Annotated in this window: 18 protein-coding genes and 1 tRNA gene; 5 read left to right on the top strand and 14 right to left on the bottom strand. The window is 33.6% G+C overall.

Annotation, left to right across the window (positions count from 1 at the left end):
* Positions 1-453 precede the first annotated feature (453 nt).
* The 3 genes from SLW70_RS13885 (at position 454) to SLW70_RS13875 (ending at position 6,025) form a co-directional block, all read left to right on the top strand.
* On the top strand, positions 454-3,711 hold the full coding sequence (locus SLW70_RS13885; protein WP_320889181.1) for a TonB-dependent receptor: 3,258 nt from the start codon (positions 454-456) through the stop codon (positions 3,709-3,711).
* A 16-nt stretch (positions 3,712-3,727) separates the two neighbouring features.
* A complete protein-coding gene (locus SLW70_RS13880) occupies positions 3,728-5,260 on the top strand; it encodes a RagB/SusD family nutrient uptake outer membrane protein (protein ID WP_320889180.1) in 1,533 nt (510 codons plus the stop codon).
* 456 nt (positions 5,261-5,716) lie between these two features.
* Complete coding sequence (locus SLW70_RS13875; protein WP_320889179.1) at positions 5,717-6,025, top strand: transposase; 309 nt, start codon at positions 5,717-5,719, stop codon at positions 6,023-6,025.
* Positions 6,026-6,122: 97 nt separating this feature from the next.
* Here the strand turns inward: SLW70_RS13875 and SLW70_RS13870 are convergent.
* The 3 genes from SLW70_RS13870 to SLW70_RS13860 form a co-directional block, all read right to left on the bottom strand.
* Positions 6,123-6,203 (bottom strand) — tRNA-Tyr (locus tag SLW70_RS13870).
* 346 nt (positions 6,204-6,549) lie between these two features.
* Positions 6,550-6,963 carry a response regulator gene (locus SLW70_RS13865; protein WP_320889178.1) on the bottom strand — a complete coding sequence of 138 codons (414 nt, stop codon included), beginning with the start codon at positions 6,961-6,963 and terminating at the stop codon, positions 6,550-6,552.
* Between the two features lie 3 nt (positions 6,964-6,966).
* Positions 6,967-8,679 (bottom strand): PAS domain-containing protein, encoded by a 1,713-nt coding sequence (locus SLW70_RS13860; protein ID WP_320889177.1) that lies wholly within the window; start codon positions 8,677-8,679, stop codon positions 6,967-6,969.
* 170 nt (positions 8,680-8,849) lie between these two features.
* Here SLW70_RS13860 and typA point away from each other — a divergent pair, with 170 nt between their 5' ends.
* Positions 8,850-10,646: a translational GTPase TypA gene (typA, locus tag SLW70_RS13855; RefSeq protein ID WP_320889176.1), complete on the top strand. Its 1,797-nt coding sequence runs from the start codon at positions 8,850-8,852 to the stop codon at positions 10,644-10,646.
* 56 nt (positions 10,647-10,702) lie between these two features.
* Here the strand turns inward: typA and coaD are convergent, their stop codons facing one another.
* The 6 genes from coaD to SLW70_RS13825 form a co-directional block, all read right to left on the bottom strand.
* Positions 10,703-11,161, bottom strand: a complete 459-nt coding sequence (gene coaD, locus SLW70_RS13850) for a pantetheine-phosphate adenylyltransferase (protein ID WP_320889175.1) — start codon at positions 11,159-11,161, stop codon at positions 10,703-10,705.
* Between the two features lie 138 nt (positions 11,162-11,299).
* The gene (locus SLW70_RS13845; protein ID WP_320889174.1) at positions 11,300-12,880 is read right to left on the bottom strand and encodes an MDR family MFS transporter; all 1,581 of its coding nucleotides are present in this window, start codon (positions 12,878-12,880) and stop codon (positions 11,300-11,302) included.
* A gap of 1 nt (position 12,881) precedes the next feature.
* Positions 12,882-13,961, bottom strand: coding sequence for an HlyD family secretion protein (locus SLW70_RS13840; protein ID WP_320889172.1), 1,080 nt, complete (start codon positions 13,959-13,961; stop codon positions 12,882-12,884).
* A gap of 11 nt (positions 13,962-13,972) precedes the next feature.
* The gene (locus tag SLW70_RS13835; RefSeq protein ID WP_320889171.1) at positions 13,973-15,301 is read right to left on the bottom strand and encodes a TolC family protein; all 1,329 of its coding nucleotides are present in this window, start codon (positions 15,299-15,301) and stop codon (positions 13,973-13,975) included.
* 73 nt (positions 15,302-15,374) lie between these two features.
* Positions 15,375-16,013 carry a TetR/AcrR family transcriptional regulator gene (locus SLW70_RS13830; protein WP_320889169.1) on the bottom strand — a complete coding sequence of 213 codons (639 nt, stop codon included), beginning with the start codon at positions 16,011-16,013 and terminating at the stop codon, positions 15,375-15,377.
* A 171-nt stretch (positions 16,014-16,184) separates the two neighbouring features.
* Entirely contained in the window at positions 16,185-16,880 is a 696-nt protein-coding gene (locus tag SLW70_RS13825; RefSeq protein ID WP_320889168.1) for an NAD-dependent deacylase, read from the bottom strand.
* Between the two features lie 401 nt (positions 16,881-17,281).
* Between SLW70_RS13825 and SLW70_RS13820 the strand changes: the two genes are divergently transcribed.
* Positions 17,282-17,944, top strand: coding sequence for an RNA methyltransferase (locus SLW70_RS13820; protein WP_320889166.1), 663 nt, complete (start codon positions 17,282-17,284; stop codon positions 17,942-17,944).
* 283 nt (positions 17,945-18,227) lie between these two features.
* On the opposite strand, the gene SLW70_RS13815 is transcribed toward SLW70_RS13820, so the two are convergent.
* The 5 genes from SLW70_RS13815 to SLW70_RS13795 all read right to left on the bottom strand — a co-directional run bounded on the left by SLW70_RS13815 (position 18,228) and on the right by SLW70_RS13795 (position 24,201).
* Positions 18,228-19,754, bottom strand: a complete 1,527-nt coding sequence (locus tag SLW70_RS13815; RefSeq protein ID WP_320889165.1) for a PepSY domain-containing protein — start codon at positions 19,752-19,754, stop codon at positions 18,228-18,230.
* A 6-nt stretch (positions 19,755-19,760) separates the two neighbouring features.
* A complete protein-coding gene (locus SLW70_RS13810; protein WP_320889164.1) occupies positions 19,761-21,914 on the bottom strand; it encodes a TonB-dependent receptor in 2,154 nt (717 codons plus the stop codon).
* A 91-nt stretch (positions 21,915-22,005) separates the two neighbouring features.
* Entirely contained in the window at positions 22,006-22,380 is a 375-nt protein-coding gene (locus SLW70_RS13805; RefSeq protein WP_320889163.1) for a hypothetical protein, read from the bottom strand.
* Positions 22,381-22,565: 185 nt separating this feature from the next.
* Positions 22,566-23,225: a hypothetical protein gene (locus tag SLW70_RS13800; RefSeq protein ID WP_320889162.1), complete on the bottom strand. Its 660-nt coding sequence runs from the start codon at positions 23,223-23,225 to the stop codon at positions 22,566-22,568.
* Positions 23,226-23,232: 7 nt separating this feature from the next.
* Entirely contained in the window at positions 23,233-24,201 is a 969-nt protein-coding gene (locus SLW70_RS13795; RefSeq protein ID WP_320889161.1) for a YHYH protein, read from the bottom strand.
* Positions 24,202-24,213: the final 12 nt, after the last annotated feature.

The raw sequence follows: 24,213 nt of genomic DNA, 5'->3' as shown, positions 1-24,213 counted from the left end.
TTCCTATATTTTAGTCTTTCTAATTATTGTTTTTTTTAACTGGTTTACCAGATTGGGTTATTTCAGCCGTTTTCTATATTTCCTACAATTAAAACAGTAGTACTATTCTGATTTTTAATCGTTTTTTTCTCTTTTTCCAACCTTAATTTTAACTTAATATTTTGTTATATTTTCTGTAGATGACTGTTTTTTGTTGATTATTCTCAATGATTTCGGTCTAAACAAAATGAAAGCGTTTTTATTTTGATTTTTTTATTTTTTATGATTTTTAACTTTTTTTTTGGTTGAAAAAAAATTAAGTTTGTCTTGTTGATTGGTTAACCACATTGGTTGTTTAAAATGGTTTTTTCTAAAAGTAAAAAGTTTTTTTAATAGTTTCAATCGATATAGTAAATAGTGGAAAGGCTATTGTAAATCTTTCAAAAAAAAATAACTAAACAAATGGATTAAATTATGAAAAAAACAATTTTAATGTTTCTTTTAGTTTTTTCATCAATTATTAATGCTCAAACTGGACAAATTAAAATTTCAGGAAAAGTAGTTGATAATAATGGGCTAACTATACCAGGTGTAACGGTAACCACTAATGGTAGGAGTACAGTAACGGATTTAGATGGGAAGTATGTCATTATGGCAAATGATGCTAAGTCGGTTATTAATTTTTCTTATTTAGGTTTTGCTACAAAGAACATTACTGTAGGTAAGATGACGACAATTAATGTTACTTTGGTTGAGGCTAATAATCAACTAAACGAAGTTGTTGTAGTAGGGTATGGTTCTATGAAAAAGGAAAATGTTACTGGATCAGTTGCAACTTTTAAGACTGAAATTTTAAATGACTTACCAGTTTCTAGAATTGATCAAGCTTTGCAAGGTAAAATTGCTGGTGTTCAAGTACAAAATACTTCTACTGAGGCAGGAGCTGATCCTACAATTCAAATTAGAGGTATTGCATCTATTAATGCAAACGCACAACCTTTAGTTGTTGTGGATGGTCAACCAATTCAGGATGGATTATCATCTTTGAATATGAATGATGTAAAAGATGTAACAGTACTTAAAGATGCGGCTTCTGCTTCTATTTATGGTTCTAGAGGTGCTAATGGGGTTATTTTGGTTACTACTAAATCAGGTAGTGAGTCAAAAACTAAATTCAGTTTCACTTATTCTAGTGGTATCAAGACTCCTTACAAGAAATGGGATATTATGTCAATAACTGATTATGTTCATCAAGGTGTAATAAATGACCAAATAAGAAGAGATGAAGGTTTTACTGCATTGGGAACTACAGCACAAGCAAGTACTGTAAGAAGAGCAGCTTATTTTATTGAAAATATTTTAGGTGATGGTCCTACGAATTATCAAGATGAATTCTTAAGAACTGGTGATTTTAAAAATATCCAATTAAGTGCATCTGGTGGGACAAAAGCTGTAAAGTATTATGTTTCAGGAGGGTATAATGGTGATGAAGGTACTTTTATAAAAAGTAGTTATAATAAGTACAATTTTAGATCAAAGATTACTGCTGAATTATCAAAGAAAGTTACTTTGAATTTAAATATTAATCCTTCGTATTCTAAAACACAAAAACCTGTTGCTGATTTCAATAATTTTATTAGGTTTTCAAGTTGGTTGCCTAAAAGTTTAAATCAAAGAACAATTGATTATATTTTAGCAAATTCTGATCGAGGATTTTTTAATGCTAATGAGTTAAAAGTAGGAGGATTTGCTCATCCACAGTACTTTAGAAACATGAAAGTACCTGCTTTTGATTATATAAATGGTTCTGGTACTAGTGCAGCAGTTGCAAGTGCATCTGCGTGGACAACAGGAGGATCTAATCCTTTGTATTCTGTTTTGGTTTCTGATGATGATAAAGAGGATTTTAGAATTCAATCCAGTATGGATTTGAATTTTAAACTAGCTAAAGGTTTAGTATTTAAAACTTCGGTTGCGTATTATTCAAAATTTGTAAACAGATTACAGTTTTTAGGACATAGAGCAAATTTATACGGAGCAGCTACTGGATTAAATAATAACAGTGCGTCCTATACAGACCAAAAATTTGTTGATTTATTGAATGAAAATTTATTGACCTATAAAAATACTTTTGGTAAAGTACATGATTTAGAATTAACAGGGTTGTTTTCTGTAAACAAGCAAATTATTGAAGAGTCAAAATCAACTGGTCAATTTTTTCCAGATGATAATATTCGTACCTTGAATCAAATGTTAGGTAGTACTAATGTAACTGTTGATGGTACTAAAAATAAATTAGGGTTGATATCTTATATGGGTAGAGCAAACTATTCATATAATAGTAAATACAATTTAACAGCGAGTGTACGTACAGATGGTAGTTCATTGTTCTTAAATGATAAATGGGGAGTTTTTCCAGCCGTTTCTGTAGGTTGGAATATAGCAAAAGAAAATTTTATTGCTAATAATGCTAGTTGGTTAAATAAGTTTGGTTTAAGAGCGAGTTATGGTGCTACAGGTAATAATAGAATTGAATCTATTAGTACTACTAATTTAACGAATAGTTATAATCCAGGTTATTCAGTTTTGACAACGACTTCTACTATAACAGGAGCAGGTTCCGGATCTGTAGTGACAGCTTTCCAAGTTCCTAGTGTGTATTCAAATCCAGATCTTACTTGGGAAACAACTTGGCAAAAGAACTTTGGTTTAGATATCGGTCTTTTGAAAAATAGATTAAATTTATCATTTGATATTTATGAATCTAAAACAGATAACTTATTACTTTTAGATTCAAATTTACCTAGTACAGGTTCTACTTTCTCTTGGTTGAACGTAGGGTCACTTCAAAATAAAGGTCTTGAAATCGAGTTGTCTACAACGAATATCAATACTAAAAACTTTAATTGGTCTACTTCTGCTAATTATTCTACTAACCGTAATAAATTATTAAATTTCGGTTCATTAAATGAAAAAATTAGTAATAATACGACATCTACTACAGGTACTACTTCTAGTTATAGTGATGTTTATCAAACAAAAGTTGGACAACCCCTAATTCAAATGTATGGATATGTAACTGATGGTGTTTGGAAGAGTGCACAAGAGATTACTGATTCAGGTTTAACAACTACTATTACAAATGGAATTCAAGTTGGTGGTCTTAAGTTAAAAGATCTTAATAAAGATGGTAAGCTTGATGCTAGTGACCGTACAGTTATTGGAGATCCTTACGCAGATTTTACTTGGGGTTTTACTAATAATTTCAAAATTTATAATGTTGATTTAGGGTTTAGTTTTCAAGGAGTTCAAGGAGTTCAGGTGTTTAATGGAGAATCTGTTTCACAAGAAGCAAGAAGATACAATAAAAACTTTACTACAGGTCAGTATGTTAGCCCTTTGAATCCAGGTACTGGTACTCCATTTGAATCACAAGGTATTAACTGGGTATTAACAGATTATAGTATTGAAGATGCTTCTTACTTTAAATTAAATGATATTACTTTAGGTTATACACTAAATAAAGATTTTGTGAAGCAATTGGGACTTAGTAAATTAAGAATTTATTATTCTGCTCAAAACTTGTATTACCATTTTGCTGATGGTTATAAAGGAATTAATCCAGAGGCAAGAAATACAAAGTCAACCGATCCATTGACAAGTGGAGGATTGCAATATCAAGGTTATCCAATTTCAATGTCTATGTTGTTTGGTTTTGATATTAATTTTTAAACATAAAAAATACATTATGAAATTAATTAAATATTTATTGTTGTCTTCGGTACTAATTTTCTCAAATTGTACTGATGTTATTGAGGTGGAGCCTCAATCGTATATTGTTGATAATGGTGATTTCACTTTATTAGTAGCTCAAAATTTATTACTAGGTGCTTATGCTAGTATGAGGGCTCCAAAAGAAACGGAATGGGCTTTAACCGAAGTCTTGTCTGATAATACCTACAACAACGTAACGTCTACTAGTGATTTAAGAAGGTTGCAGGTTATTAATTATGATACCTTCAATTACGATAATAGTGATAGGAGTTATTATTTGGGGCCATATTGGTTAGCATCATATACTTCTATTCGTGCGGCAAATACAGTAATTGAAGGTGTGGGATATACTTATGAACCATCATCACAGAGTTTGAACTTTAGTGAAATAAAAATTGCAGAAACGAGTGCTAAGACTTTAGCTGCAGAAGCTTGTTTTATTAGAGCTTATAATTATTTTAATCTAGTTAGGATGTTTGGTAGTATTCCTTTGGTATATGTGCCATTTGAGACTCCTAGAGATGCTTATACTTTACCTAACGCTAGTGTTGAGGATGTTTATAAATTAATTATTGCAGATTTAAAATTTGCTGTAGATAATGGGATTTCTGAAAATTACAGCCCTCTTACTACAAATGTAAATATTGGAAAAGCGAACAAATGGGCGGCTGCTGCACTTTTAGCAAAAGTTTATTTGACTTTGGGAGATAAAGCTTCAGCAAAGACACAATTGGAATCTATTATTGGTACTACTGTAGCTACTACAGGAATTAGAGGGTATGGTTTAGAGACTTCTTATGCAAGTGTTTTTTCTACTTCTAATGAAATGAATAAAGAAATTTTGTTCTCTATTAGATATAGTAATGCTAATACAACAGTTGGTAACAGTTTTACTGAAAGTTTTGCTGGAGTAGGACAGACGACTCCTAATTCAAGAACTGATAATGGTGTTACAGAAGATTTGTATAATGCTTACTCTTCTACAGATACAAGGAGAAATGTTACTATTTTAAAAGGTGCAACTCCAACAGGTACAGGTACAGCTGGAATTCAAAGATATTTTTTAACTAAATTTTACTCAGCTGTTACAGTGGCAGGTTTAGGTCCTAATGATTGGCCGGTAATTCGTTATTCTGATGTATTATTGATGTATGCTGAAGCTTTAGGTAACACGCCAACTGCAGTTCAATTTATTAACTTGGTGAGAACGAGAGCATCGGCTACGGCTTATTCAACAACAATGACAAATGCAGATTTTGAAGAGAATTTGTTCAAAGAAAGAAGATTGGAATTAGCAGGAGAAAATCAACGTATGTTTGATTTATTACGTAGAAACAGCACTACAACAACTGGTTTTAATTTAAAAACGCATTTTATTAATTATTTTACTAATGCTTTTCCAACTTTTTACCAACCAGATTTAATATATCCATTGAGTTTTTATATTGATAATATCAATAAAACAAATTTCTTGTTAGTGATTCCTGCTACACAAACGCAGAGTTAGATATTTAGATTTTTTTTTTTTTTTTTTTTGACGCTCAATAACGTATTATCACTGATAGTATAGTTATTGGGCGTTTTTTATTTGTAGTTGTATATTAGTGTTTTTGTGTATTTGGTTCGTTTTTGCTTGGATAATCTAGTACGTTTTTATTGTAATTGCGTTTGATTAAATTTTTTCTAAAAGGAATTTAAGAAAAAGAACGCTTCTATGTTAAAAAGCTTATTTTGGAGACGATACAGCTAATTACATAAAAAAAAACTACTCTATACTATAGTGAAGAAAACGATGTAATATAAGGCGTTAAAGCGATAAGGATAAATGTGGGATGAAAATACTGCTAATAGTGATATTGTATAGCGATTAGTGATTTGAGTTAGGTGGTCGTTATTAAAAAACAAATCAAAATGGACAGAGAATCAATTAGAATGAGTACTGTTGTTTGGATTATTTCAGGGCATGAAAGTAGCTTATAATCTATCCCATGGTTTACGTAATATCTTTGAAAACACAACTGATAAAATAATTGCTTTTACTAGACTGGCCAAATGGCATGAAAAACTAAATCAATCAGGATTTAAGTCTTTCAATACAATATCTCGAACCATAACCAATCATTATCAAAACATATTAAACTATTTTGACAACAGAAGTACTAATGCTTCGGCAGAATCCTTCAATGCCAAAATAAAAGCTTTTAGGTCGCAGTTTAGAGGAGTTAGAAACATTGAGTTTTTCCTTTTTAGGCTAACTAATATTTATGCTTAATTTTTGTCGCTCCACAGGTTTTAGGATTGATCCCTTGATCCTCCGATTTCTGATTTTGGTATAAAAAAAACGCTGTAATAAAAATTACAGCGTTTTGTGGGGAGAGCAGGATTCGAACCTGCGAAGTTTTCACAGCAGATTTACAGTCTGCCCTCGTTGGCCGCTTGAGTATCTCCCCATGGCCAAATGCTTAGTGTTTGTTGCTCTAAGCGGTTGCAAATATAGGAACTGTTTTGATTTTTACAAACTATTTTTGCACTTAATTTTGATATTATTTTTAACCTATTGGAATTGAATAAAATATAATAACGAGATGTTGTGTTTTATTTGTTTCTGTCCGAGTTTGTATCGGTATGTTGGATCTATTTAGTTAAAGTAAGGGGTGTCTATTTGGATAAAAACGGATTTGCTGTTATTGCTTTGTTATTTAATTGTATGTTTTATATTTTTACTTGGTTTGGTAGCAAATAGTAATATGATGACTTTATTATTTACGTAAAAGATAGTCTGGATTAAGTAAGTTTTTATCTGCTTTCTATTTTTGCACTTAAATATGCTAACATTGATATTGAAATGGGTTTAGATAAAAAATCGATTACCATTGGGTATTTTTTAGCTTTTTCTAAGTCTTCAGGGTCAATCGTAGAGGATAGTACTACAATCTTAATTTCGTTGAATTGAGTGTACTTAGGATCACTGAAACTATCTAAAAATTCCCAGCCACCCATTACAGGCATATTTAAGTCTAGAAAGATGAGTTGGGGTAGAATAGTGGTTGTAGGTTCAGTTGTCTCATTGATTTTGTCAAAGTATTCAAGTGCTTCTTCTCCGTTTTGTGCAGTTACGGTTTCTTTAGAAAATTCTGTTTTTATGATGACTTTTTTACATAACATTAATGTAATTGGGTCGTCGTCAACGCATAAAATTTTATCTAGCATTTTTTATTTATTTATAAATGTTAAGGTGAATGTTGTTCCTTTATCAACCTCGCTATCGACACTAATTGTTCCTCCAAGGGCTTCAACTTGTGACTTTACTAAGTAAAGACCTAGTCCTTTACTGTCAGGGTGATCGTGGAAGCGTTGGTATAGGCCAAAAACCTTGTCTTTATTTCTTGCTAAATCAATCCCAATTCCGTTGTCCTTGAATGTTAAAGTGATGATATTATCAACTTGTTCAGCTGCTATATTAACTTTCAAAGGTCTTTTGTCTGATTTGTATTTTAAAGCGTTTGATAGTAGGTTTAGTAATATGCTTTCAATATAGGGTTTGTTGATGTTTAAAGCGGGAACTTTACTGAAGTCTATTTTTAATATAGGTCTGTATTTCTCAATTTGAGAAGATAACTGATTGAAAACATGTTCAAAAACATCATTGAGAAATACGGTTTCTTTCTCGGTTGCTGTTTTATCTTTTATTATCATGACATTTGTAAGGTCGTTGATAGTTTCGCTAAGTTGGTGAGTTGATTTGTTAAATCCGTGCAAGATTTCTTTAAGCTCAATGTCTTCGATTGTAATATCTTCAATCAGACTGAGTAAGCCTATAAGGTTTGATATCGGGGCTCTAAGATTATGAGAGGTAATATAAGAGAATTGTTTTAGGTCTTTATTGTTTTTGGTTAGTTCTCTAATAAGTTGTTCTTTTTCTTTTTCCTGTCTTTTTTCTTCCGTAATATCTCTTTGTATTGAAATCCAATGTGAAATTTCTTTGTCTGAATTGTGAATTGGTATCATCGAAAAGTGAAGCCAAAATTCTTCACCATTTTTCTTGTAACTAATCATTTCAACAACACATTCTTCTTGGTTTTTTACCGCTGCGATTATTTTTTTGATTGTCTTGATTTCGGTATTTGGACCACTCAGGAAATCAGGGGACCTATGAAGTATTTCATCAGACTGATACCCAGTCATGGTTGTGAAAGCAGGGTTTACATATACTATCTTAGGAAGCTTTATTTTGTTGAAATGAGCTTCAGTAATAATTATGGAGTCTTTGGTTTGTAAAATTACTGTTTCGAGTAATTTAAGTCGTAGTTCTTCTTCTTTTCTTTTGGTGATATCTTGGATAGCTCCAATCATTCGGATGGCTTTTCCAGTTTCATCTTTTAAAAGGAAGCCTCTATCGAGTACGTATTTATAGGTGCCATCAGCACATTTAAAACGGTATTCGTCTTGCCAATTTTCTGTTTTTTGTTCGATAAAAGAATACAGCTTAATAGACATTCTTATACTGTCTTCAGGGTGGATATTTTGAAACCACCAACTGGAACTATCTCCTACTTGATTTTGGTCATATCCGTAAATCCCCTTGATTCCCCTGTTCCAGTGAAGTTTGTCTTCTATAATGTTCCAATCCCAAATAGTATCACTGGTAGCTTTGGCAACGATATCATATTTATCGTTTGATTCTTTTATTTCGTTATTGATTTTTTTTAATTTTTCGAAAACAGTCTTGTTTTTTTTATTGTTTTCAGATAGGATGCTTCTGAAAATCAAGCCAGTAAAGGTGACTAGGATGATGTCTTTTATGAAGTTAAAACTGGGATAGTTTTCGGCTTGTATATATTTTAGAGAAAGTTTATGAAAAACAACTACTGCAAAGAGAGCAATAATTAAATAGACAAGCGTTATTTGGTTCGATTTGTTTTTCATTACTCAAATGTAATTAAATAATGTGAATTATAAAATATCTAATAAATTATTTTAAAAGATTGATTCAAGTGTTTTTATGTGTTTATATGTAGTTAACTCTGTGTAAACTATTTAATAAATATTTTTTATATCAAAATAAAGTGTACCTTTGCACCCATTAAAAATCACAGATGGAATCTATTAGAAATATTGCAATTATTGCCCATGTCGATCACGGTAAAACAACTTTGGTTGATAAAATTATGTATCACTGTCAATTATTTCGTGACAACGAAAATACAGGTGACTTAATCCTTGATAACAATGACTTAGAACGTGAAAGAGGTATTACTATTACATCAAAAAACGTTTCAGTTCAATATAAAGGAACCAAAATCAATATTATTGACACTCCTGGTCACGCCGATTTTGGTGGTGAGGTAGAACGTGTATTGAATATGGCTGATGGTGTTTGTTTGTTGGTTGATGCTTTTGAAGGGCCAATGCCACAAACTCGTTTTGTATTACAAAAAGCAATTGATTTAGGTTTGAAACCTTGTGTGGTTATCAATAAAGTTGATAAAGAAAACTGTACTCCTGAAGAAGTTCATGAGAAAGTTTTTGACTTAATGTTTGAATTAGGAGCACAAGAATGGCAGTTGGATTTTCCAACCGTTTATGGTTCTGCTAAGAACAACTGGATGTCGGATCATTGGGAGAACCAAACCGAAAATATTGAGCCTTTATTGGATATGGTTATTGCAAATGTACCTGCTCCAAAAGTATCAGAAGGAACGCCTCAAATGTTGATTACTTCATTAGATTTCTCTTCATTTACTGGTCGTATCGCGATTGGTCGTTTAGAGAGAGGTATTTTGAAAGAAGGAATGCCTATTTCTTTGGTAAAAAGAGATGGAAAAGTAATTAAATCAAGAATTAAAGAATTACATACTTTTGAAGGTCTTGGACGTAAAAAAGTAGAACAAGTTATAGCTGGTGATATCTGTGCTATTGTAGGTGTTGAAGGTTTTGAAATTGGTGATACTATTGCTGATTTTGAAAATCCAGAAGCGTTACAAACAATTGCTATTGATGAGCCAACAATGAGTATGTTGTTTACAATTAATGACTCTCCTTTCTTTGGTAAAGAGGGTAAATTTGTAACTTCTCGTCATATTAGAGAGCGTTTGACAAAAGAGTTAGAGAAAAACTTAGCAATGAAGTTAGGTGAAACTGATTCAGCTGATAAGTTCATGGTTTTTGGTCGTGGAGTATTGCACTTGTCTGTTCTTATTGAAACAATGAGAAGAGAAGGGTACGAATTACAAATCGGACAACCACAAGTTATCATCAAAGAAATTGATGGTGTAAAATGTGAACCAGTTGAGGAATTGACTATTGATTTACCAGAAAATCTTTCTGGACGTGCTGTAGAATTTGTGTCTATCCGTAAAGGAGAAATGCTTTCTATGGAAGGTAAAGGAGAACGTATGGTAGTAAAATTCAACATTCCATCTCGTGGAATCATTGGATTACGTAATCAATTGTTGACAGCTACTGCAGGTGAGGCTATTATGTCACACCGTTTCATTGGATACGAACCATACAAAGGAGAAATTCCAGGTCGTAACAATGGTTCGTTAATTTCTATGGAAAACGGAAAAGCTATTCCTTATTCTATTGATAAATTACAAGATCGTGGTAAATTCTTCGTAGATCCAAACGAAGATATTTACGAAGGTCAAGTAATTGGTGAAAATACTCGTAGTGATGATATGACTGTAAACGTTACGAAAACTAAAAAGTTATCTAACGTACGTTCTTCAGGAGCAGATGATAAGGCTAAAATTATTCCTGCTATCAAATTCTCATTAGAAGAGGCATTAGAGTACATTCAAAAAGATGAATATGTAGAGGTTACTCCAAAATCAATTCGTCTAAGAAAGATTTACTTATCAGAAACAGATAGAAAAAGATTCAAATTCTAATTCTTTCTTTCAAATATTTAAGAAGGCTGTTCATTTGAACAGCCTTTTTTGTTATATTAAGAGCGAAGAATAACTGCTTTTGGAACTAATTTTTGGAATTCACCTCCATTACGGATTACGTCACGAACAATACTAGAACTGATAAAAGAAGTACTTGCTGCCGTCAATAAAAATATAGTTTCTATTTTGGATAATTCACGATTGGTATGAGCAATGGCTTTCTCAAATTCAAAGTCGGCTGGGTTGCGTAAACCACGTAAAATAAAATCGGCATTTATTTTTTTGCACAACTCTATAGTTAGGCCTTCATAGGTAATGACACTTACTTTGGGTTCGTTTTTGAAAGTTTCTTCTATGAAACGTTTACGTTCTTCGAGTGTAAACATGTATTTTTTTTCAGCATTAACACCTATAGCAATGACAATTTCATCAAATAAAGGTAAGGCTCTTTTGATAATGTCTTCATGACCTAAGGTAATAGGATCAAAAGATCCAGGAAATATGGCTTTTCTCATGGTTTGAGTTGATTTTTTTGAATATTCAAAGGTACAAAGTTTTTTGCAGAGCGATCTTTCAAAAAGAGAATTGTACGGTTATTGTAGTTTTGAAGGATAAAAAAACCGTCGCAATTTGTATTGTGACGGTTTGTTTTTTTAATGCATGGCATCAGCGGGATTTATTTTATTTTTTCCTCTCTTGATTAATAAAGTAATCGGAATACAGAGTAAGAATAATACGCCTAGATATAAAAAGATATCCATATAAGAGAGTACAGTACTTTGTTTCATTACTGAATAATCGATGGATTGATATGCTTTCTTCAAGGCTTCATTAGTACTAAATCCTTTGGATATAAATCCTTTTTGTAATAATGCAAGACGTTGTTGAACTTCATATTTAGTAGCATCTAAATTGGCTATTAAATTCACACGGTGCGATTGATTAAAACGAGTGATAAAAGTAGTAATGATAGCAATTCCAAAAGAACCACCCAACTGTCTCATCATTCCTGTAAAAGCAGCTCCTTCACCAATGTTTTTTCCTGAAAGGGTAGAAAGAGAAAGGGTAGTAATGGGTACAAATAATAATCCTAATCCAATGCCTCTTAGTATCAATGGCCAGAATAAATGTTCTACGCCAGTGTCTGGTGTCATGTTCCCATACATCATTAGACAAAAAACAAAGAATATGGCAAATCCAGTAGCTACCATATATCCTTGAGGCACGCCTTTTTGAATCATTCTACCCACAAAAGGCATCATGATTGCTGTAGTGATAGAACCTGGAATAAGGAGCAAGCCTGCATCAGTAGCCGTCCATCCTAATACAGATTGGGTGTAGATGGGAATGATTAAAGTTGAACCATATAATCCAAATCCAAGGATGAAACACATAATAGTTCCTATTCTTAAATTTCCATCTTTCAAAACACTCAGGTTCACAATGGGATATTTGTAGGTCAATTGTCTCCAAATGAATAATATCAATCCAAATAACGAAACTAGGCTAAGTCCTAATATCAAATTATTACTGAACCAATCATCCTGTTGCCCGTGTTCCAAAACAAATTGTAGTGAACCAATAAAGGTTGCTAATAAGATGATGCCATACCAATCGACTTGGTTAGATTTTAGTTTTTCACCATATTTAGGACTTCTTACAAAGCTTAATGTTAAGATTGTAGCAATAATTCCCAAAGGGATATTGATATAAAAAATATACGGCCACGAAAAATTATCTACTAAATAACCTCCTAAAGGAGGACCTAATGTAGGACCTACAATTACTCCCATGCCATAAATGGCCTGTGCCATTCCACGTTTAGCAACAGGATAACTTTCGGTTATGATGGTTTGAGCGGTAACTAAAAGAGCACCTCCTCCTAAACCTTGTACAAATCGAAAGGCTACTAGTTCCCAGATATTTGTGGCATTACCACATAAAAAGGAAGCTGATGTGAAAATTATAATTGATACGGCAAAATAATTTCGGCGTCCAAATTGTTGTGATAACCAACTTGTCATAGGGATTACAATAACATTAGCAATAGCATAAGCGGTAATTACCCAAGCTACATCTGTTAGTGTTGCTCCAAGACTTCCTCTCATATTAGTCAGGGCCACATTGACAATGGTGGTGTCTACAATTTCCAGCAAGGCACATAGTACGGCAGTTATCGTGATGATAATGCGTCTAAAGCCATATTCTACTAAATCGTCTTCTCCTTGTGTCATTTTATTTTATATGTACGTCAACATCCACATTCATTCCTGGACGTAACAGTTTTACTTTTTCGATATCATTAGTAGCGTCAATATTTATTTTCACCGGCAAACGTTGAATTGTTTTTACAAAGTTTCCAGTTGCGTTATCTGGAGGTAAGATTGAAAAACGAGATCCAGTTGCTGGTGAAAAGGAAGTAATCGAACCGTTGAATTCATAATCAGGATAAGCATCTACTTTCAACGTTACTTTTTGACCTGCAATCATTTTATTCAATTGTGTCTCTTTGAAATTTGCAATAACCCAAGCTTCAGAATTATTGATGATGTAAAAAAGAGATTGTCCAGGTTGTACTAATTGCCCTGGTTGTAGATCAATTTTAGAAACTTGTCCATCAATGGCAGCAGTGACCACTGTGTAACTCAAATTCAATTGTGCTGTTTCTAATAAAGCTTTGGCTCTTTTGATGTTAGCAGCAGCTACCTCTGTTTGTTTGTCTGAAACTTTAGATTTGGCTTGATTTACTGATTTTTGAAAAGAAGACGCTTTTTGTTGTTGTTGTAAAATTCGAACTTGATTTTCGGCCTCTTGTTTAGCTGCTAATGCTTGTTCATATTGTTGTTTTGTAATGGTATGGTTTTTATATAAATTACTGTAACGGTTGAAATCATTAGTTGCTAATCCTAATTTGATTTTAGCTGATTCGATATTGCCATTCGCTGATTGTACATTTGCGTCAGATACAGATACGCTTGCTAATACGGTTCCGATATCTGCTTTTGAAACTTCAAAATTTCCTTCGGCTGTAGCCAAGTTTGCAATAGCTTCTTCGATCTTCAATTCGTATTCCTTAGCATCAATAGTAAATAAGGTATCTCCTTTTTTTACAAAATTATTGTCTTTAATATATACTTTGTTGATGTACCCTGAAACTCTAGGTATAATTGGGTTCATTTTTTTCTCTATTTGTGCATCATCTGTTTCTTCGTGAGCGAGTGAGTGCATGTATTTAAAGGTGCCGTATGTAATTCCAAGAATTACTAATGCGGATATGATTAGGATAAACTTTGTATTGTTTTTTTTATTTTCCATTTTGCTAATAATTATATTTTTGAAAGATTGAATTTTTGGTTTAACTGTCCTGAAACTGATAATAAGGCATAATATTTTTGGATGCTATTAGCTTTGGCTAGCGTTTGGTTTATTTTGGCTCCTAACTGTTCTACATCTGCCTCAAGAAGGTCGTTGGTATCGGCTAGACCATTGTCATATTTATCTTTTAGTATTCTGTAATTTTCAGTAGCTTGTTCTACAGCTTGTTTGTAAACGATTCCCTGTTTTAAGGAAAGGTCGAATTCTTCCATAGCCTTTTGTACTTCAATTTTGATATGGTCTGTTAGCATAGCTTCATGTTCTTTAATTTCTTGCGCTTTGCTTTGAGCAATTTTTACATTAGTACCGTTTTTTAAAATGCCACTTAAGTCATAAGAAATTCCCACACCAAAATTTATTGCATTTTGTACTGTAACCAAGTTTTTTAAATCCAATGAAGTATAGCCACCTATAAGAGATAGTGATGGGTAGTACCCGCTTTTAGCTACATCAATTTGGTTTAAGCTTGCTTTTTCTTCTAAGCGGATGGCTTCAAGATCTTTTCTGTTTTCTAATGCTAGTTGCGCATTTGTAGGGATATTATCCATTTGGAAGTCAACAAAATCACTTTCGATGATGTCTAAATTAGTTTTAGAATCTAGTTTTAAGAATGTAACCAATTCAAAATTGACATTATTTAATTCACTAATGGCACTATCCAGTGATAGTTGTAATTTAGATAATTGTAACTGTGCTTTTAGTAAATCGTTTCTGGGTATGATGCCGTTTTTTTCTAAATCTGTAAAATCAGTAACACGTTGTTGCGCACTTTTTTTGTTTTCAGCGATTAGTTCCACTGTTTTTTTAGACTTGTACAAATGAGCATAAAAGTCAATCACTTTCAGGGCTACATTTTCTTTGGTTTGTAACGCAGTAGCTACTTCCGCTTGGTACAAGTTATCCGATGATTTGATATTGTTTTTGAGTTTAAAACCACTAAAAATAGGTAGGCTAGTATTGATTTGACCAATCATCAATTGATTTACCACTGGAGTTGGCTCGGCGCTTGATGAAGAGGAACTTTGTGGTAAACTGATAGAAGCATTTGTTAATCTTTGGTATTGTCCTGAAGCTTTCAAATCTGGGTAAGCATGATTTTTTACAGCTTTTAGTTCCAATGCTTTCGTGTTTACTTTTCTGTCAGCTAATGAAGTTTCGTTACTGTTTTTCCAGGCCAAATGGATGGCGTCTTCGAGTTTTAAACTCTTTTTTTGCTGTGCATTTAGGGTGTTAAGGAACAACAGCGATGTTCCTAGCACGAGGAATGAATTAAATTTCATGTTCGTAAAATTATTTGTTAACAATCTGAATGTTATTGTTGTTTTATTGATTTAGCCTAGGTTCAAACGCTTCTTAATGAGCTATATCATACGTTAGTAAAGCATTAATTGTTTGTTGAATATGTTTAGATAGAGTTGTTTTGATATAGTTGTCAAAAGATTCTTCTGTTTTTAAATTCAGTATTTCTTGGAAGTACATTTTATTGATATGAAAATGAAAAAATGTTCCGAGAATAGTAGGTGGAATTAAAGGGATGATGACATCTTTCCTGAAAATTCCTTTGCTTTGACCTTCTTCGATGATGGAGGTTAGCGAAAGTAAATTAGCATATCTAATTTCATCAAGTGCTTTGATTTTAGAAGATTCTTTTCCCTTGGTTAATTCAAAATGGATAATTCTAAAGATTCCTTTGTTGCAATTGATTCTGTTGATGTATAAATCAATTACTTTTTTAATTTTTTCAATAGGATCAAGGTTTTCTGTTGAAAGATGGGCCATCTCAAAACGTAAATCTTTTGTTCTGTAAACGACTAACGCTTCTAGTAATTTGTCTTTTGAACCAAAGTAATAGGAAACCATAGCCACATTGATTTTAGCTTCTTTTGCAATGGTACGAATGGAGGTTCCTTCAAAACCATTATCAGCAAAAAGGGTTTCTGCTACTAATAGAATTTCAATTTGTTTTTCGTTAAAATCGGTATTCAAACTCATGTTGTTTCTAATTTAAAACAAAATTAAACAACTGTTTAATTTAAACAGTTGTTTAATTTCTGTTTAACAGAATATTAACATGCGGAAAAATGTAAATGAGGGGAGTTTAAAAAACTAAACTATGTTGGTTTTTTGTGGTGAAAGGTCTTGTAAATGCGGTGTTTACGAGGATTATAAACCGTATTGTAATAATTTATTTCTCAATATCAAAACACCATCCGAAGCATTCATCGGAATCAATTCTAATGGATTTCTTAAGTTTGGAATCGAAGCGGGTTTAGGATCAATATAGAAAACGGGAGTGTTTTTTGAAGTAAAATCAATCAATCCTGCTGCAGGATAAACTTGTAATGATGTACCAATGACAGCAAAATAATCGGCTGTTGCTGTGATTTCAATAGCTTCATCAAGGGCAGGAACGGCCTCGCCAAACCAAACAATATGCGGACGTAATTGGTTGCCACTGCTGTCGGTATCACCTAGTAATAAATCGGTTTTCCAGTCTAAGATGTTGTTTTCATTATTGATAGCTCGTACTTTTAATAATTCGCCGTGTAGGTGTAAAACGTTAGTGCTTCCCGCTCTTTCGTGTAAATCATCGACATTTTGGGTGATGATTTGTACGTCAAAATCATGCTCCATTTGGGCTAAGATTTGGTGCCCTAGATTGGGTTGTACTTCAAAAAGTTGTCTGCGTCTTTGATTATAAAAGTCGAGTACTAATTCGGGGTTTTTATGGAAACCTTCGGGAGTGGCAACTTCCATTACATTATGACCTTCCCAGAGACCGTTACTATCTCTAAAGGTTTTAATACCACTTTCGGCACTGATTCCAGCTCCTGTGAGTACTACGAGTTTCTTTTTCATAATTAGTTTTTTTTATACACAAAGGGCACGAAGGATTTTGAGGGACTTAGTTGCTAAGGTTCTTAGGTTCTAAGTTTTTTTAATCCTAATAACAATATTTTTTAATTACCAAGACACTAAGTTACTTAGAGATTTCTTACTATTTCTCTGATTTCTTTAATTTGTGTTCCTTTTTTTAGTAAAAGTAATGCATCAAATTTATTAAAATGAAATACATAATGAAATTAATAGTGATTTATTGAATGATTGCAGGGTTTGCGTGAGGGATAGCAGCGAAAATCCTTGTGGCGGCGGGCATTTATGCCGCCACAAGATTGTAGCGTATAGCCCGACCCAGAGGGACACGCCCAAAAACTTGATACTTTTTCCTTTTTTGTTATTTTTGCACCAAAAAAAATCAGATGATAGATTTGGATTACCTTCATTTTCTTGAAAATATTATAACGACTGAGCGCAAAGAAAAGTTCTTAAAAGTTCTCGCAAATCGTACCAATCATTTTACGGTAGCTGTTGAGGATGTTTTTCAGATGCATAATACCAGTGCGGTGATGCGTAGTTGTGAGGTTTTTGGGATTCAAGAACTCCATGTTATTGAACAGCGTTTTGGGAAGCGTATTGATAAAGAAATTGCCTTAGGAGCTCAAAAATGGGTTGATGTAAATCGGTATGACTCAGCTACTAATTGTATTCAAACACTAAGAAATAAAGGGTATCAAATCATTGCTACAACTCCACATGAAAATGATTGTTTGCTTGAAGATTTTGATATTTCAAAACCCGCTGCCTTGTTTTTTGGAACCGAAAAAGAAGGATTGTCAGAGGAAATTATGCAACAGGCCGATGGTTTTTTGAAGATTCCAATGGTAGGTTTTACAGAGAGTTTGAACATATCAGTTTCTGCGGCTATAATTATTCAAAACCTAACAACTAGATTGCGTCAATCGAATCAAAACTGGGGTTTATCAGCCGAGGAGTTAGTTGAAAAACGATTGTTGTGGACTAAAAACTCCATTAAAGATATCAAACGTATCGAAGCGAGGTATTACGAGGATAATCCGAGATAGATTGTATTCAAAAAAACTAGCCACAGATTTCACGAAAGTGACGGTATTTTACTTTGTCCGTTTGCTTTATCTCGGTTGATAAAGTGGTACTATTTTTAATTTAGACTAAAATCCAAATTATTATATTAGAAAATCTGCCAAATCTGAGTGCAATGTTTTTCACGCAGATTTAGCAGATTTCAAAAGAGTTTGATAGAATTGAAAAGATTAATTTGTTTTAATCTGTGACTATTTCTTTAATTTCTCAAATCTGTGTTCTTCTACTTTACATGAAAGATGTAATCTATTTTCTTTTTAAGAATAAATACAAACCCAAAAGGCTTACTACCAAAACCCCAAGAGCCGACAAGGCCATTACCAAATCACGGATGTTTTTTCCAGCCCAATCCATAAATAAATATTTGTGTAGGATGGCAAAACTGTAGCCTTCGGTTCTTTTAGAATCGGTTACTAGAGCCGCTAATCTGGAAGTAGCAGGTTCAATATAAAAAGTAGCTTTATCGGCTGTGTCGTAACTCAATTTCACTACTGGCAAACGTTTGTTTACAAATCCATATTCCCGATTATCAAACTGATACAAGTATTCTGTATTTAATAATTTGGCGTTTTTGATACAGGAATTAGTGTTTTCGACATCACAGCAATCTGCAGGAAGTGCCGTGTCTTTTACCATCATTTTGGCGAATTTACTAGCTAAAAATTCAGCATATTGCGCTTCTAGATTTGGAGTTTCAACAGCTGTTTTAGAGTCAATATATTTATTTTGTACTTCACCTTCTTCATTAGGTGCTAAGCGTACTTGGTAATAATTTTTGTTTTTAAACTGAATTAAAGAAACATCTGTCCAAGTGGAATCCGGTTTTAAGTCTAAATGATTTGATTGAAAATCAGTCGCTTTAAAATCAGGTGTAAACACCATTTTGTCTAAAACATAAGGCTCCCACTTGGTTAAAGCATGATAACCACCGCTGAAAGTAAAAGTAAAGGTTACAAATGCGACTGCAATCCCGATTTTTCGGTGGTGTTTTTTGAACTTGCTTTCGTTCTCGGTTACAGGTGTTTTTTTGAAGACTTTCCAAAAGAAACCATAAATAACAATGCCGCTAATAGCTGATATGGCAATAATTCCCAATAATAAGAGCATCACTATAATTCGAAGAGCGTTATTCGAAATAGCTTCCAGAAAACTCCAATTGTGAAAGTTGTCAAAAATCCATAGCTGTATCTTTCTTGAAGTAGGATTGTAAGTTGCCAGTTTGCTTGATGTAGTTTCTACATAGACATCCATGGCATCGTCACGCTCGAAAGTTACTTTCCAAACGGGTAAATAACGGTTGACGTATTTGTACTGACTGTCAAATTCAGTTACTAATGAAAGACTAGCCAGTTTACTTTTTTGATCCTCTATGAAATAACGTGACAACCATTCGGCATAGATTTGATCTCCATTTTTTAATTCCTCAGCCGTTTGGGCATCAAAATACAAGACTTCGTTTTCTTTGGTTGTTTTTATTTGGTAATAAGTGGTATTGTTGAAAGCTACCAGATGAAAGTTTTTAAAAACAGGAATCTTATTTTTTTCTAAAACATCTCCAATGGACAGTTTGATTTGGGTACTGTCTATGGGTTTTACTTCTAATTTTTCATGAGCAATAGTGGGTTTAAACCAATGTGCCATCACAGGATGCATCAAGCCCGAAATACACCAGAAAATCACTGGGATAATCGTGATGATTCCCAGTGTTCTGTGCCATTTGTACATTTTTTGCTTGAGTTTTTTAGACCACTTTTTATTTTTTGACTTTGTCATTTGTTGTTATTTTTTCAATGAAAAATTATATTGTAACCCAACCATAAAAGTTCGTGGTGCTGCTGCTGTATAGGTCGATTGGGAGCTTGATAGATTTCCTCTACTAGCATTGTAAGCATATAGTTTATCCGTTAGGTTCATGATGTTACCATAGATTTCAACACTTTTGTATTTGTAACCTACTCTTGCATTGAATAAGTTGTAACCAGCATATTCGACAGTGTTGATTTGGTTTTGGAAATAACTACTAATGTATTGCCATTCGATTCCAGCTCTGAAATTTGGCAACCAATTTGGGTAATAGGTCACTTCTGAATTTCCTGCCCATCTTGGAGCCTGAGGCATTTCGTAGCCGCCTAAATTTTGTAAAGTATCGGTTGATTTATCCGAAACCTGAAAGTCAATATAACGATGCTCAGCCACAGTTCCTCCAACACGGAAATTCCATTGAGAATTAGGTTTGTAATTGAAGCCAAATTCCACACCTTTATGTCTTGTTTCCCCAGCAGAACGATAATCTGTCGAATTATCTTCAAGTTTGATACTTAAAAGTTCATTTGTTCCATCCATATAATACAAGGCATAATCAAAGCTGAATGTATTTCCTAACAAAGCTACCCAACCACCTACTTCATAATTTTCGAAAGTTGCGGGTTCTAAATTGTAATAAAACTCTGCTGGCTTTCCTGTGTTTCCTCCCGTTCCTGTTTTGGCTCTAAAAATAGATGTAATTCCAGGAGGTGCAAATCCTTGCGAATAGTTTCCGTAAAATCCAGCTTGTTTTATTGGATTGTAATTGACTCCTGCTTTGAAAGTAAATTTGTCATAGTTTTTTGTACCATTTGAATTATCTAAAGCATTTTCATATTTAATTTTCATGGCATCATAACGTCCACCAACAGTAACAATCGTTTTGGCAATTGGGCTAAAACTAATTTGTTTGAAAATAGCAGTATTGTAGATGTCGGCAGTGTAATTGGCTAATTTAGTCTCAGGATGTTCGGCCACAATTTCATATTTATTGACTGTTTGTTTGCCTGTTTCACCTGGGTTTAAAGTCGCTTTTATGTCTAATAAGTACGACCAATATGTAACTGGTGAAAAATCATAAGAAGCGCCACTCACCATTGTTGTGTTCCAAAAATCAAATTTTTGAGTGTGCTGTCCGATAGTTCCATAGCTTTTGAAGTTATTAGAGTTCACTTCTCCTGTTGCTGTAGTTGGATTTACGGTTGGACTCCAACGAATTCCGTACGAAGGATTTTGTCCTAGTTTGTTGTCTCTATGATAAACCGTTAAGTAGGAGCTTGCATTTGCATTCCAGTCGTGCTCTAAGGTCAATCGGGTGCGCAAAGCATCTGATTTTCGATAAGTAAAGTCAGAAGTGCTCGTGTAAGTTCTATTGTTAAAATCACTTTCATTCACGCTACCACTCATGTCTGAGAAGTATTTTCCAATCATTGTATTGCTTATCAATCGAGTATTGTCGGTTATATTGTAATCTACTCGTACATTCAAATTATCCTTTTTATAATCAGATTGTGCCATCCAAGAATCCTCTTGAAGACTCGATATCCCAGCAATATGAAAACCAACTTTTCCAATCGTTGCACCAGCCGAAGCCTGAATACGCTTATAACCCCATTGATCTGCTTGGATTCCAAATTTAAACTCAGGGTAATAGGATGGTTTTTGTGAAATTAAATTCACCGTACCGCCCACGGCTTCTGGACCGTACAAGGAAGATACTGGTCCTTTGATTACTTCGATAGTTTGTAAATTAAATTGGTTAATTTCTAATAAAGCATTGTGATTAAAAATTCCCAACGGTCGTATTGGCAAACCATCTTCTAAGTACAAATAGTAACTAGAATAGGAGATAGGCTGTCTAATCGACATGGCATGTTGTTCATTACCAAGGTTCACCATTACCACTCCAGGAGTTTTATTAGCAATTTCATATAAGGCTGATGCCTTAGCTTCATCAATCGTTTTATAATTGATTTTACTTATGGCTACAGGTGTTTCTTGACGTAAAGTTTTTGTTCTGTTGGCGGTTATAAAAACATTATCTAATTCTGTTTTTGTAGTATCGATATGTTTTTTTTGTGCGTGGATAATGGAACCTACTAATAGGAGTAGGAAAACTATTTTTCTCATTTTAATTAAAATTATAATACATAGATTTTCTTTGGCGTAAAGCCAAAAACTTTTTGAATCCTGTAAAACAGCATTCTCTAAAAATTATAATTTAAACGAGGGGAGGATGGAAAATAGCGAACGAAATTTTTATCGGATTTTGACAAAAATGAGTTGTTGTAGTTCTTTCTTCTTGAAAAAGAGTCAATGGAGCAACAGTATATTCTAATTTAGCTGCAGTATAAACCAACTCGGTTTTCTCTTTCAAATTAGTGTTGTCCATTCTTTTTTCGTTGTCTTCGTATTTTTTTAGGCTTTTTTGAAGTTCACAACGACCATTACAACTATTGTTAATGTTTGCACGTTGCACACAAATAGTTTTTGCTATCTGTTCTTGCGCCATTTTAAATTGCGTAAATATCACCATACTACCCAATGAAGGTAGTAAAAGCGTCAGTGATAATAAGGTCGCAAATAAAAGTTTCAATTCTGTAGACTTTAAAAGTGATGCAAAAGTAATAAAAAGTTTTAATTAGCGTTTTCTTTTTTAAGGAGTACAACGTTATTTTCTTTCAAGTTACGTTTTGCCCTGCTGTACGTTACAATCTTGTGGCGGCATAAATGCCCACCGCCACAAGGATTTTCACTCCCATCAGGACTATATTTCACGAATTATTTCCATAATAAGGAAAGAAACGATCGTCTGCTAAATCTAATTTTTCGGTCTTTAAAAAAAACAAACGAAATAATTACCAATGCGAGAACCATCAATCCGTAGATAAAGTTTTTAGACTGAACTATGTTATTAATTAAAATAGAATAGTTAGTTGCTTCTCGCCATTTTCCGTCTTTTAATTCAAGTTCGATGGTTTGTTTATTCGTGTTTTCTAATATATACTGTTCATTGGGCAAACCTTCAGCAACTAAGATAACCGCCATTTGGTTGTTAGGCATGTCTTTGAACATGGTGTTGGTATAATTAAAGTGATGAATCTCTTTAGGAAGATTTAAAACTTCTACAATCAATTTAGTTTCGTGTCCTAATATTACCAAGGGCTGAGCAAAATCAAGTTTTACATCATCATTTACGGTAATAGAAACATTTTTTCTAAAATAATCGACCACTAGTTTATTGAAATCTTCAGCAGTTTTGTAGGCGTTTTTAGAATAGCGATAATCAATTTCACCTTCAAAGGCAGAGAGGGAGCTAGTGATTTGCAAAATGTATTTTCCATCTGTAGTTTTTGAAAGTACAGAGGTTGATAAATCAGGTTGATGAGCATAGCTTGCAAATGAGAACAACAAGGCTATGAGTAAAGCATATTTTTTCATATAATTCTTATTTAGCATACACACCGTGTAAACTATTGATAAAATTGTTTTTACCCGCTGCATCTACATGGTAGTGGTAGCCTCTGCTTGTGTCTGTGTGACCACGTGATGCATCAAGGTCTGTTGATTCATTGCCTGCTGTGTCTAAACGTTCGTATATTCCGTAACCATCTAAGGCATAACCTATCATTGCCGCATGACCATCTGTTTGTGTTTTCTTGGTAGTCAAACCAGTTGCGGCATGGTAATGATAGCCTGCGGCCAAGTTAATATGACCACCCGCATCGTCAAAAGGGGCTAAGGTATAAGCGGCTAAAATCACACTTGTAGGTGCTGGTGCATCAAACACAACACCGTTAAATGCTAATCCTCTCACACTTGGACCAGAGGACATTGGCCCTGTTCCAAATGCAATAGGGGAACTAGCTGCTTTAGGTGTCACAGGAATATAATAGGTATGTGATAAGTTTGCTACATAGGAAGGCAAGCATTCCACACAAAAGTTTTTGTATTGTGCTCCTACATTAGGATTTGCTGCTTCTTCACATTCGGTCTTAGTGCTGGTTTTTGTAATTGCTCCAGTGGTCGCATTATACATCATCCAATTGCTGTCTTTGTAAAAAGTGGCAAGATTTTTTACAAAAGCGCCGTCTACATCGTATTTAACACCTCCTTCTAGCCAAATTCCACCTTTTGAGGCATCATCTGAAATATTTGTAGGACACCAAGGTCCCATAGTATGGTCTGAGGCTAAACTGTTTACGACTATTTTGTAACAATCTGCAGTCGTACCATCAGATAAAGTGCGAGATACAGTTGTGATAGGTTCGACTAAACCTCCTGATAGGAAATCAGCGGCGTTTACTTTGACGACTGTACCTGTTTCAGTTGTTGTAGTCGTTGTGTTGTCGTTACTGGAGGAGCAAGCAAAGAAAAGTTGTATGGCAGCAATTACTATAAAGCTTGAATTTTTCATGATTAAGATTGG

This window comes from Flavobacterium sp. NG2 (genome assembly GCF_034119845.1).
Lineage (GTDB): Bacteria > Bacteroidota > Bacteroidia > Flavobacteriales > Flavobacteriaceae > Flavobacterium.
The sequence above is the reverse complement of the archived record's forward strand: the minus strand, read 5'-3'. Positions and strand labels throughout refer to the sequence as shown.